Below are 11812 nucleotides of genomic sequence, written 5' to 3' on the forward strand. Positions count from 1 at the left end.
CCTCGTTCTTTTTTAAGAAGATCTTAACAATCTTAATTTGATAATCAAAATGAATGTAAATACTAAAATAACTAAAAATTTTTAAAGCAAAACCATTAAAATATTTTAGTTCCAATAATAAAAAGAAAAATCTCATTAATAGCAAAAGTTAATATTATACATAATATTAAAAACAAAATTGACTAAACTACACAATTCCAAATTCAAATCCTATTCCAAACTTGAAATCAGAAAATTTGGCGTTATGAATATTCCAAACATAGTAACCTTCAAGAATTAAAAAAGAGAATGAAATTCTAGCACCAATATCCCAACCCATTGTACCCAATTCTGCTAGAACAGAATCTGCAGCAGAAGTAGCTATATTAATCTTAGGACCTGTGAAAAACGCTAAAGCTAAAACAAAAAAATCTAATTTTGTATAAAATCTCGGTGTTATTGCCATGACAAAAGAGAAATTTTCATTTGCAGTTCCATCTGAGCGCTTTATTACCTTAAAAAGGTTCATGTCAAACAAAAGCTCAAATCCAACAGAAACAAAATCATCAAACTTAGCACCAAATTGAGCATAAGTACCATATTTTAATCCAGCTTTAGCAATATTGGCCAAATCAGAAAATTTTTGGACTATCTCTTCTTTTTCTATTGGGGATGAATTTGAAGGCAAATCTTGCTTAAGCTTTGCATTAATCTCTAAAGCTTCATTATAAAAGCTTGAAAAGGGATTAACAGGAAAAGCAACCCCACCACCAAAATTGAATTCAAAATTAGTGTTTGTAAAACCGTTGACCACAAAAATCCCAAACAAACACAAAATTAAAACTTTAAGCCTCATCATATACAAACTCTCCTACAAAAATTTATGAAATATGAAAAATAAAACAGGGTTTATATTGCATACCTTATTATATAATAATCATAAAGTAAAAAAGTAAAAAGTAAACAAAAAATTAAAAAATTAACCCTTAACAACAGAAGAAATTATTTCTTCCGCACCACTTGGTACAGGATGATTTAGCTCTTTATATCTTAAAATATATTTTTTTGCATTTTTTTTGTCGCTTTTCAAATGATAAATGTAAAAAATATTAAATAAAGCCTCTTTATTTGCAGGCGCAAATTCTAAAGTTTTCAAATAATAAATCAAAGCATTATCTAAATCATTTTTCTTAAAAAGCAAATATCCCTTCAAATTAATTAACAAAATATTTTCTGGATCTTCTTTTATGATGGAATTAAGTTTCAACTCAGCCTCTTCGTATTTTTTCAAATTAATGCAAGCCAAAATAAAATTATAACTCGAATCATCACCAGCATTAATATTGAATTTAATAGATTTTTCATAAAGCAAAACAGAAGTCTCATTATTACCAAGCTCTTCATTTAATTTAGCAAGCTTATAATATTCATCTGATATGTTTTGATATTCCCTAAAAATAGAACTACAAGACAAAATAAAAACAACAATAAATAACAATTTATACATAAAAATTTATTCAAGTCCTTAATATCATTTAAATTATTCAAAGCGGCAAAATAGCGCTAAATCTAATAATAATCAAAATATAAAACTTCAATGCTATTAAATTTTAAAATTAAATAATCTAAAACTATATTGATTACTATAGAATAAAACTTATCACTCTAAAAGCCAACCATAAATAAGCCCTCCTGTTTAAAAAAACAAAAGGGCTTTTAATGTTATCTAAAAACTAAATTAAAGCTTTTCTTGATCATACTTGTTAAATATATTTTCTGTCAAATATTTACCAACCGATCTTTTGTCCTCAATCAATTTAGATATTACACTAAAATGTCTTGGTTCGATTTTAAAATACTTATAAGCTCTCCCATCCTTAAAAAATACAGAAAGCTCAGACACAGAAGAATCATAACCTACCTGTGATATTTTGCTCAATTCATTAGATATTGTTAAAGTTTCCAACTCAAATTCCTCCAAATTAATTATCTTAGGAGTATAATAATAAAGTAAGAGTTAATTCACTAAATAAAAAGTTTTAATCAATAAAATCAAAATCTACTAAATGATATATTCCCTAATATAAGGATATACATTAATACAACTTTAATCAAGCAAACTGCAAACATCATATTAAATAGTTTAAACTTCAAAATATTTAATAACATAAAATGCTATAAGATAGATTTTTAAAAAAAAATTTTGTAAAATTACTAAGATAGTTAATCTTTTACTCACATATCATCAGGAGGAACAATGTCTAATGGACTACAATAAATTACGAAACATAGGTATTAGCGCTCACATCGACTCAGGAAAAACTACTCTTACAGAACGTATTCTTTTTTATTGCAATAAAATTCATGCGATTCACGAAGTAAAAGGCAAGGATGGGGTTGGCGCAACAATGGACTCAATGGAACTTGAAAGAGAAAGAGGAATCACAATAGCGTCAGCCGCAACTCACGTTGAATGGAAAGATTTTCCAATAAATATTATTGATACACCTGGTCACGTAGATTTTACAATTGAAGTTGAAAGGTCTCTTAGAGTGCTTGACGGGGCAATATTAGTTCTTGATTCTGTTGCGGGAGTTCAATCCCAATCAATAACTGTTGATAGACAACTTAAAAGATACAGCGTGCCGCGCCTTGCCTTTGTAAACAAATGTGATAAAACTGGAGCAAATCCCTATAATGTAAAAGATCAACTAAGATCAAAACTTGACTTAAACTCCGTTTTAATGCAAATCCCAATTGGATTAGAAGATAAACATATTGGGGTTATAGACCTTGTATTAATGAAAGCCTACTATTTTGAGGGAAAAGATGGAACAGAAATAATAGAAAAAGAAATACCCTCAGAACTCTTAGAAGAAGCAAAAAATAAAAGAGAAATGATGCTTGATGCTCTTGCCGATTTTAATGATGAACTCATGGAATTACACATGGAAGGAAAAGAAGTCCCTATTGAAATAATATACAATGCAATTAGAACAGGAACATTGGCTTTAAAATTATGCCCTGTATTCATGGGATCTGCTTATAAAAACAAAGGAGTACAATTACTCTTAGATGCTGTAACCAGATTTTTACCATCACCTCATGATATAAAAAACACTGCTCTTGACCTCAATAATAATGAAAAAGAAATCGATCTTAAAATTGACAATAACCTCCCAACTGTTGCTCTTGCATTTAAACTTGAAGACGGACAATATGGCCAATTAACCTATGTTAGAATCTATCAAGGAACTTTAAAAAAAGGACAAGAACTTATCAATTCAAGAACTTCTAAAAAATTCAAAGTTGGAAGACTTATTAGAATGCACGCTAATAATACAGAAGATATTGAATTTGGAGGAAGTGGCGACATTGTTGCTTTATTTGGAATAGAATGTGCATCAGGGGATACATTTTGTGATCCATCTATCAACTATTCAATGACATCAATGTTTATTCCAGACCCAGTAATTTCTCTTTCTGTAAAGCCGAAAGACAAAAAATCTGCTGACAATATGGCTAAAGCTCTTGGAAGATTTACAAAAGAAGATCCAACATTTAAAACTTATGTTGACATTGAATCAAACGAAACAATAATTCAAGGCATGGGAGAACTACACTTAGAGGTTTACATTGAAAGAATGAAAAGAGAGTTCAAAGCAGAAGTTGAAACCGGAATGCCACAAGTAGCCTATAGGGAAACGATTACAGGAAAAGCTGAATTCAACTATACTCACAAAAAGCAATCTGGGGGAGCTGGTCAGTTTGGACGAGTTGCTGGATTTATGGAACCTCTTAATAAAGAAGGAGAAACATACGAATTTGTTAATCTGATAAAAGGAGGAGTAATCCCAACAGAATACATTCCATCATGTGACAAAGGATTCCAAAAAGCAATGGAAAAAGGAACATTAATTGGTTTCCCGATAGTTGATATAAAAATCACCATCAATGATGGCCAATATCACATTGTTGACTCGTCTGACATTGCATTCCAATTAGCAGCAATCGGAGCTTTTAGAGAGGCTTACGAAAAAGCAAAACCTACAATCCTTGAACCAATAATGAAAGTTACCCTTGAAGGACCTACTGAATTCCAAGGGAATATGTTTGGACTTTTAAACCAAAGAAGAGGAATAATAACAGGATCGCTAGAAGATGGAAGCTTTTCAAAAGTTGAAGCTGAGGTGCCTTTAAGCGAAATGTTTGGATTTTCAACAGTCCTTAGATCCTCTACCCAAGGAAAAGCAGAATTCTCAATGGAATTCTTAAAATATGGAAAAGTTCCAAGCGCTATATTTGATGAACTTCGCAAAAAATTTAACGATCAAAACAAATCTTAATAATCTTAGTAATAAATAATAAGGAGGCTTTATTATGATCGATTTAACACAAGAAAAACAAGAAATATTAATAAAAAATAAGTTTTTAGCCAAAGTTTTTGGACTTATGTCAATTGGACTTTTAATCTCAGCAATGTTTGCATATGCAACCTCAGAAAATCAAACAATCAAAGCAATAATATTTTCAAATTCAATGTCATTCATGACTTTAATACTTATACAATTCGGACTTGTATATGCAATAGGTGGTGCTCTTAATAAAATATCAAGCAATACCGCAACAGCTCTTTTCTTACTCTACTCAGCACTAACAGGAGTAACATTATCTTCTATATTTATGATTTATACACAAGGATCAATAGTATTCACATTTGGAATTACTGCTGGAACATTTCTTGGAATGTCTGTTTATGGATATACTACAACAACAGATCTAACAAAAATGGGAAGCTATCTAATAATGGGCTTATGGGGAATCATTATTGCATCTCTTGTTAATATGTTTTTCAGAAGCTCAGGCCTTAATTTCCTTATATCTATCTTAGGTGTAGTCATATTCACAGGACTAACAGCTTATGACGTTCAAAATATTTCTAAAATGGACAAAATGCTACAAGACGATACTGAGATAAAAAATAGAATGGCAGTTGTAGCATCACTTAAGCTTTATTTAGATTTTATAAATTTATTCTTATATCTTCTAAGATTTTTAGGCCAAAGAAGAAACGACTAAAACAATTATAAAAAATCATTTTTATAAAAAATTCAATCAAAAATGAATGCTTTAACTTAAAAGCATTCGTTTTTAGAGGTTCCAATGAGCATAGATAGCTTAGAATTTGAAGAAAGTAATACTCAAAATGTAATAAAAAAAAATTTTGAATTTGAAGGATATATTGAAAGTAATCAACCAATAATAATAGAAGGAAAACTCAAGGGCTTAATAAACTCATCAAACTCAATCTATCTACGGGAAAAAGCCAGTGTTGAAGCTGAAATAAAATGCCAACATTTACTAAATCATGGCAAAATAAAAGGGAATATTGAGGCTTTAAAAACAATTAAAATCTACAAAACCGGCAAATTAATAGGAAACATTAAAACCAAAGAACTTTTTATTGATTCTGGAGCAATATTTAAAGGGAATTGCGAAATGGAGGATTTGGAAGAATGAAATTTTCTTTTCTATTGCAAATAACTTTAATTCTGCTATCCAATTCAAGCTTATTATTCGGACAATCCCAGCTTAAAGAAAAAGAAGACTCCCTCCTTCTCTATAGAGAAGGAAAATTTAAAGAAGCTATTTCAAACACACTAGAAGAGATTCGGTTAAATCCTGGCAACTTAGATGCTAGGACAATATTGATATGGAGCTTAATAGCTATAGGAGAATACAAAAGAGCCGAAAAAGAGGCGATTATTGGTCTTGATATTAAAAAATATGACATAAGAATTATTCAAGCGCTAGGAGAAGCTTATTTTTTCCAAAAAAATTATGAAAATGCATTAAAATACTTTCAAGAATATATTAGCCTTGATTCTAAAGGAGCAAGAATAATAAAAGTTTATAATTTGATTGCAGATTCTTTCTATGAGCTAAAAAGATATAATGAAGCGGATTTTGCATACGAAAATGCATTACGATTTGCTCCTAACAACCAAAATCTATTAATAAAATTAGCAAAATCAAGAATAAATGCAAAAAATAAAATATTAGCAGAAGAAACACTAATTAAACTTCTTGCAATTTCTCCTAATAATCTAGAAGCAAAAAATTTACTAGAAGAATTAAAAAAAAGCACCGGTAAACCTTGACATTCAATTTATAAAAACTTATTCTTATTGTTAGTAAATTAATATAAACCGGGCTGCTAGCTCAAGTGGTAGAGCATCGGACTCTTAATCCGTTGGTTACAGGTTCAAGTCCTGTGCAGCTCAAATTGTTAAATACCCTTTGGTATGAATTATTAATTTTATACCAATTTAACTTGACATTATTGGAAATTAAATATATCATTACTTTCGATGGTCATAAAATGACTTTTGGGCTCATAGCTCAGGTGGTAGAGCAGCGCCCTTTTAAGGCGTTTGTCGTAGGTTCGAGTCCTACTGAGCTCACTTTTGTCCTCTTCGTCTATCGGTCAGGACTCCAGGTTTTCATCCTGGCAAGAGGGGTTCGATTCCCCTAGAGGATGTCTTGTCAAGGAAAAATAATATTTACCCTTCTTACTTTGTCAAAAGTAAGAAGGGTGCTTCAAATAAACTAAGCTATTCGGGTATTAATAATATCTCTGCTCTTTCTTCAAGATTAATTCTCTTAAAAAATTCATTTATCAAATCTTTGCTTAAATTTGTCTCTACAAACTTAACGCCGAAATTATTTTTAAATACTCCATGCCAGGATAATGATTTCGATATATTTGAAATCCAATAACTATTCTTTTCTGAATTTATCTTTGTATTTTTAATATAATTTTTCTTAACATAAGAAAAATCTTTATCATTAAAATCTATTTTTTGCCTTTCAATCATATAGCGATTAATAGAATTTAAAACATTATCCAACTCCTTAGGCTCAGTTGTAAAAAAAATAGAAAAAATACCATCGGAATCTAAATTTTTCCTTGAATTGGAATCAAAAGAAGCTTGAATTGCATAAACACTAGACAATTTTTCTCTAATATTTTTTATAAGACCATCCGTTATAAGATCTGCCAAAGCATTTAAATTTAATGAGGTCTCTGCTAAATAATTAAATTTAAAAGGATAAACCACATAAGCAAAACTAGTTGGATCTTTTCCTTTCCTTACAACGATTTTATTAAAATTTTTACTGTAAGAGTAATCTAAATCTTTATACTCGCTTATTTTTTTAAAGCTAAGATTACCTAAATATTTCTTTGAATAAGCTTTTATTGTCTGAATATCCGAGTCTCCAACAAAAACAAACTTAAAATTATTTGCATAAGTAAACCTTTTCTTGTAAAAAGATAAAATATTTTCTTTTGTAAAATATTGCAAATCACTATCTTTTATATCTTCAAATCTAGGATCATTATTGTTTAAAAATCTACTAATAGCTTTTTTAAAATGATATTTAGAACTATTTTCATTGCTCTTGATTAATGCTTTTATATTATTAATAGCATTTTGCAAAAAAACATCATCGATTTTGGGTTCCTTAAAAGTAAAATATATAAGCTCAAAAAGAGTTTGAAGATCTTTTTTATCTGAACTTCCAGTAATATATGATTCTTGAGCTCCAACACCAACACTTAAAGAAACCGCTTTGTCTGATAAATATTTTTCAATCTGTAATGCAGAATAATCGCCGTATCCTGAGCCAGATACTACTCTAGGCGCAAAAGCTAAAACAGGAATAAGTTTTGAATCTTCATTAATTAAACCACCCCAAGAAGTTGCTCTAAAATCAATTACGCCTTTTTTTTGATCATTATATTTAAAATAAACTTCAACCCCATTTTCAAGAACAAATGATGAAATTCCATTTTCAAATTCATTTTCTCTAATAATATCTTTATCATCTAAAGACTTCTTAAAAAAATCACCTCCAATTGAAGAATTCTCATAAGGCTTAAACTCTCTTTTTAAAGCTATCTTTTGAAAATTATTAATATCTTCAAAAGCCAAAGTAGGATGTACTCTACCATAATAAGAATAAAAAATTGCACAATTTTTCACATCAAACTCTCTTTCTACAAGATTGTTTATTGTCTTCAAATCAATTTTTTTCAAAAATTGAACAGAAAGATCACAATACTCACTCATATCAAATTTGTTAGAACCATTAATAGCAATTTCTATTAAATCTTGAAAAATAACCCATGAATTTGTTTTATTTATATTATTTTTCTTTAGTTCTAAAGATTTAAAAAATTGAGATCTGACTTTTTCAAACTCACCTTGAGTAAATCCAAATTTTCTTATTCTCTCAAGCTCATAAAAAAAGTCTTCTATTCCTTCGTTCAAATAATCTGGATTAAAGTTTAATGAAATCGATCTTGCAACAATAGTATTATTGTCCGATTTAAATGAAAAAAAATCTTCATTTGAAACATTTTTAAAATACTTTACCCCAGCAGTCTTTAATTCAGAAAATCTATTTTCAAAAAGAGCAGCTAATAAAGACCTTTTAATAGCATCTAAAACGTCATCCTTGGTCTTGACAAAGTTAACAATTTCCTTTTTAAAGAACATTAAACTAGGCTCCCCTACTTCTAAATCTTCTAAAAGTAAAAACTTATCTTTAAACTCTAAATCTAAACTTACTTTTACCTCTTTAATTTTATCAGTTGGATTTTCCCAAGAAATAAATTGTTTCTTTATTTTCTCTTCAATTTCTCTAGGATCAATATCTCCTACCACAATAACACTTGCAAGTTCTGGCCTATACCACTTTCTATAAAATCTTTTAAAATCTTCTGGCTGAAAAGATAAAATCTGTTCTTCAAGACCAATAGGATTTCTAGATTCATAAATACTTCCACTTGTCAAAAACTTATACATTTTTTCATAAATCCTGCTAGGATAAGTTTCACCAAGCTTTTTTTCTTCAATAATAATATTGCGCTCCAGATCTATCTCTTCTTTCATGAAACTAATTTGAGAAGCCCAGTTTCTCAAAATATTCAACGATTCATCAATTTCATCTTTATTATTACCATCTGACAAATCAAGTCTATAATAAGTGAAATCGAAACTAGTAGCAGCATTAATATCAGCACCAAATTGCATTCCAAATTTTTTAAGAACATCAACAATAGAATTCCCTGGATAATCTTTTGTACCATTAAAAGCCATATGTTCAAGATAGTGAGCTATGCCCCTCTCATTATCCTCTTCATTAAGAGACCCTACATTAAAGACAATCCCCATATTAACAGCATTCTTTGGGGTTTGATTTTTATAAATATAATAACTCAGTCCATTAACAAGTTTCCCCTTTACCAAACTTTTATCTAACTTCAACTCATTAGAAACACAGGAAAACAAAAAAAATAGAAAAACACTTGTAAATCTAAAATAATTTCTAATTCTTTGATAATTCATTTACAATCCCTCTTCTTGAATTTATTTTTTCAGAATAAATTTTATTTAATACTTTTAAAATAGATGAAAATCCAAAATCATTCCAATCTTTTAAACTCTTTAGCTTAGAAACTGGAAACAGTTCATAAAATAGAAACAATAACTCTTCTTTGCTTAATTTTGGAATATCATTTAAATAAACGTTTTTATTAAAATCTTCAAGATAAACAAAAGGATTCGAGCGCTTATCTAGAAGAAATTTATTTAAATTGGGCATTAAAATGCTTTTATTATAAATTTCAATAGTAGTATATTCGCTTGAAACATCATCATAAAAATCGTTATTTAAAAAAGAATCTAAAATAATAAATTTATTATCCTTAACGCCCACATTTCTTCCATCTAAAGTCTTTAAAAATCCATCCTTACTGATATGAACTAAAGTATTTAAATCCTTTGTAGCGTTAAAAATAAGCCTTGCATTGTTATAGACCTTAGATTGTCTTAAATGCTCATCGCTATCCGCTGGCAATTCTTTGTTGTTTTTTAATAATAAATTTATATTTTTTTCTTTTAACGCCTTATAAGCTAATTCAATATACTCTAAAGCACAATTATTTGCCAAAGTAAGTTGCTCTCTCTTTAGCAAATTAATAAAAAACATCAACTCTTCTTTTTCAAGACTACGATAAAAATTAAAATCATTTAAATCAATGCCAAAACTAAAAGTAACTATAAATATTAAATAAAAAATTGCAATGTTTTTTTTCAATCTAGCCTCCTCCCTTTATATAACTGCATCAGTCAACTCTAAAAACACAGGACAATGATCACTTCCCATTACTTTGTCTAAAATTAAAGATTTTTTAACATTTCTCTTAAAAAATTCATTAACAATAAAATAATCAATTCTCCAACCTATATTTTTCTCTCTAGCCCTTGTTCTATAGCTCCACCAAGTATAATAACCAGGCTCCTTATTAAATATCCTAAATGTATCCACATATCCTTTGTTTAAAAAACTATCTAACCAAGTCGTTTCTTCAATATAATATCCGGGAGAGTCTCTATTAGAATCAGGACTTATAAGATCAATCTCGGTATGAGCAATATTAAAATCACCACAAATTATTATATTTTTTCCGTCATTTACAAAAGAATCGATAAGATTCTCAACATAAGATAAAAAATCAAGCTTATAAACAAGTCTTCTTCTTAAAGCTTGAGAATTAGGAAAATAACCGTTAATCAATACAAAATCTTCATAGTGTGCTATAAGCCCTCTACCTTCATTGTCAAAAATTTCTTTTCCAAGTAAATTTACAGCAATAGGCTTAACTTTAGAATAAATACAAACACCACTATAACCTTTAATCTTTGACTTTGAAAAATAAGAATAATAATTTTCAAGAATTAAATCCCTTGGCAACTGTTCTTTTAAAGCTTTGGTTTCTTGAACACATAAAATATCTGGGGTATATTCTCTTACAAACTCAAGAAAACCTTTCTTTAAAACAGCTCTAATTCCATTTACATTCCATGAAATTAATTTCATAAATCCCCTTTAAATTTAAATTAAATAAAAATCTTTAACCCATCATAAGCTAAATAAATATTGTCTTTTTCTAAATAATCAAATTCTTCATGCATTATATCGTGTGCAATATGCGTAAAGTAAGAAATTTTGGGATTGATTTTTTTAACCTCACAAATAGCCTCTGAAAAATTTAGATGAGCAGGATGGGGCTTAATTCTCATAGCATCTATTATAAGTAGATCTAAATTTTTTAAATAATCATAGGACACTTCAGGAATAAATTTAACATCAGTAAGATACGCTAAATTGCCTATCCTATAGCCTAAACTAACTATCTCTCCATGAATCAAAGGAATTGGCACTATCTTTAGACCTTTAAAAAAAATGGGCTCAAAATCTCTAATCACATTAGGAATAATGTCTGCCTTTCCACTTACAGAAGGTTTGGATGAAAAATTATGCGAAAAAGCATTCATTATGTGGGCCATAGCAGTATCTCTAGCATAAATGTTTAAAGGGGCGCTTCGTGTATAAAATTTAATATCATCAAAACCCATAATATGATCATAATGTTCATGTGTATAAAGCACTAAATCAAGCTTATCTATATTCTCTCTTAAGAGCTGTTGCCTAATATCAGGACCTGTATCAATCAACAATTTGATGTTAGAAGATACCTTAAGAAAAAAAGAACTTCTCAATCTTTTATTTTTGCTAAAACTTGAAGTACAGACTCTACAACTACAATTCAACATAGGAACACCACTTGAAGCACCAGTTCCTAAAAAGGTTCCAACCATATTGTTACTACCTTTCGCCTGTAAACATAATCTATTTTAACACAACATTTTATATTAAACAAAAATAAACTCGTCTTAATCGAAAATCCCTTCCTTAAATC

General features: G+C 29.0%; 11 protein-coding genes and 2 tRNA genes. 6 read left to right on the forward strand and 7 right to left on the reverse strand.

Translation table 11 applies throughout. The features are described 5' to 3' along the window. Positions 1–187 precede the first annotated feature (187 nt). From HNP63_RS01560 to HNP63_RS01570, 3 genes are all read right to left on the reverse strand, one after another. Positions 188–838 (reverse strand): hypothetical protein, encoded by a 651-nt coding sequence (locus HNP63_RS01560; protein ID WP_011601078.1) that lies wholly within the window; start codon positions 836–838, stop codon positions 188–190. A gap of 120 nt (positions 839–958) precedes the next feature. Continuing rightward, the gene (locus tag HNP63_RS01565; RefSeq protein WP_011601077.1) at positions 959–1486 is read right to left on the reverse strand and encodes a tetratricopeptide repeat protein; all 528 of its coding nucleotides are present in this window, start codon (positions 1484–1486) and stop codon (positions 959–961) included. 231 nt (positions 1487–1717) lie between these two features. Next, positions 1718–1945: a KTSC domain-containing protein gene (locus HNP63_RS01570; RefSeq protein ID WP_004789464.1), complete on the reverse strand. Its 228-nt coding sequence runs from the start codon at positions 1943–1945 to the stop codon at positions 1718–1720. 298 nt (positions 1946–2243) lie between these two features. Between HNP63_RS01570 and fusA the strand changes: the two genes are divergently transcribed. The 6 genes from fusA to HNP63_RS01600 all read left to right on the forward strand — a co-directional run bounded on the left by fusA (position 2244) and on the right by HNP63_RS01600 (position 6443). Then, complete coding sequence (fusA, locus tag HNP63_RS01575) at positions 2244–4325, forward strand: elongation factor G (RefSeq protein WP_004789999.1); 2082 nt, start codon at positions 2244–2246, stop codon at positions 4323–4325. 34 nt (positions 4326–4359) lie between these two features. Then, the gene (locus tag HNP63_RS01580; RefSeq protein ID WP_011601075.1) at positions 4360–5058 is read left to right on the forward strand and encodes a Bax inhibitor-1/YccA family protein; all 699 of its coding nucleotides are present in this window, start codon (positions 4360–4362) and stop codon (positions 5056–5058) included. 84 nt (positions 5059–5142) lie between these two features. Further along, on the forward strand, positions 5143–5499 hold the full coding sequence (locus tag HNP63_RS01585) for a bactofilin family protein (protein ID WP_044052228.1): 357 nt from the start codon (positions 5143–5145) through the stop codon (positions 5497–5499). Next, positions 5496–6140: a tetratricopeptide repeat protein gene (locus HNP63_RS01590; protein ID WP_048830623.1), complete on the forward strand. Its 645-nt coding sequence runs from the start codon at positions 5496–5498 to the stop codon at positions 6138–6140. The genes HNP63_RS01585 and HNP63_RS01590 overlap by 4 nt, the downstream gene beginning before the upstream one ends. A gap of 50 nt (positions 6141–6190) precedes the next feature. Next, positions 6191–6263: transfer RNA gene (locus HNP63_RS01595), tRNA-Lys, on the forward strand. 107 nt (positions 6264–6370) lie between these two features. Further along, positions 6371–6443, forward strand: a tRNA-Lys gene (locus tag HNP63_RS01600). A gap of 150 nt (positions 6444–6593) precedes the next feature. On the opposite strand, the gene HNP63_RS01605 is transcribed toward HNP63_RS01600, so the two are convergent. The 4 genes from HNP63_RS01605 to HNP63_RS01620 are packed head-to-tail and all read right to left on the reverse strand — an operon-like array spanning position 6594 to position 11711. After that, the gene (locus tag HNP63_RS01605) at positions 6594–9395 is read right to left on the reverse strand and encodes a M16 family metallopeptidase (protein WP_183227056.1); all 2802 of its coding nucleotides are present in this window, start codon (positions 9393–9395) and stop codon (positions 6594–6596) included. After that, a complete protein-coding gene (locus HNP63_RS01610; protein WP_004789538.1) occupies positions 9376–10146 on the reverse strand; it encodes a hypothetical protein in 771 nt (256 codons plus the stop codon). The genes HNP63_RS01605 and HNP63_RS01610 overlap by 20 nt, the downstream gene beginning before the upstream one ends. Positions 10147–10161: 15 nt before the next feature. Beyond that, entirely contained in the window at positions 10162–10929 is a 768-nt protein-coding gene (gene xth / locus HNP63_RS01615; protein ID WP_004789909.1) for an exodeoxyribonuclease III, read from the reverse strand. A gap of 20 nt (positions 10930–10949) precedes the next feature. Then, positions 10950–11711: an MBL fold metallo-hydrolase gene (locus HNP63_RS01620; protein WP_004789709.1), complete on the reverse strand. Its 762-nt coding sequence runs from the start codon at positions 11709–11711 to the stop codon at positions 10950–10952. Between the last annotated feature and the right edge of the window lie 101 nt (positions 11712–11812).

The sequence above is a fragment of the Borreliella afzelii genome (assembly GCF_014202295.1).
Lineage (GTDB): Bacteria > Spirochaetota > Spirochaetia > Borreliales > Borreliaceae > Borreliella > Borreliella afzelii.

Bases quoted from the DNA above. Each gene is read 5' to 3' on its own strand.
- HNP63_RS01585 (WP_044052228.1), top strand. From the start codon at position 5,143: ATGAGCATAGATAGCTTAGAATTTGAAGAAAGTAATACTCAAAATGTA.
- HNP63_RS01580 (WP_011601075.1), top strand. From the start codon at position 4,360: ATGATCGATTTAACACAAGAAAAACAAGAAATATTAATAAAAAATAAG.
- HNP63_RS01560 (WP_011601078.1), bottom strand. From the start codon at position 838: ATGATGAGGCTTAAAGTTTTAATTTTGTGTTTGTTTGGGATTTTTGTG.
- HNP63_RS01590 (WP_048830623.1), top strand. From the start codon at position 5,496: ATGAAATTTTCTTTTCTATTGCAAATAACTTTAATTCTGCTATCCAAT.
- fusA (WP_004789999.1), top strand. From the start codon at position 2,244: ATGGACTACAATAAATTACGAAACATAGGTATTAGCGCTCACATCGAC.
- HNP63_RS01620 (WP_004789709.1), bottom strand. From the start codon at position 11,711: ATGGTTGGAACCTTTTTAGGAACTGGTGCTTCAAGTGGTGTTCCTATG.
- HNP63_RS01605 (WP_183227056.1), bottom strand. From the start codon at position 9,395: ATGAATTATCAAAGAATTAGAAATTATTTTAGATTTACAAGTGTTTTT.
- xth (WP_004789909.1), bottom strand. From the start codon at position 10,929: ATGAAATTAATTTCATGGAATGTAAATGGAATTAGAGCTGTTTTAAAG.
- HNP63_RS01565 (WP_011601077.1), bottom strand. From the start codon at position 1,486: ATGTATAAATTGTTATTTATTGTTGTTTTTATTTTGTCTTGTAGTTCT.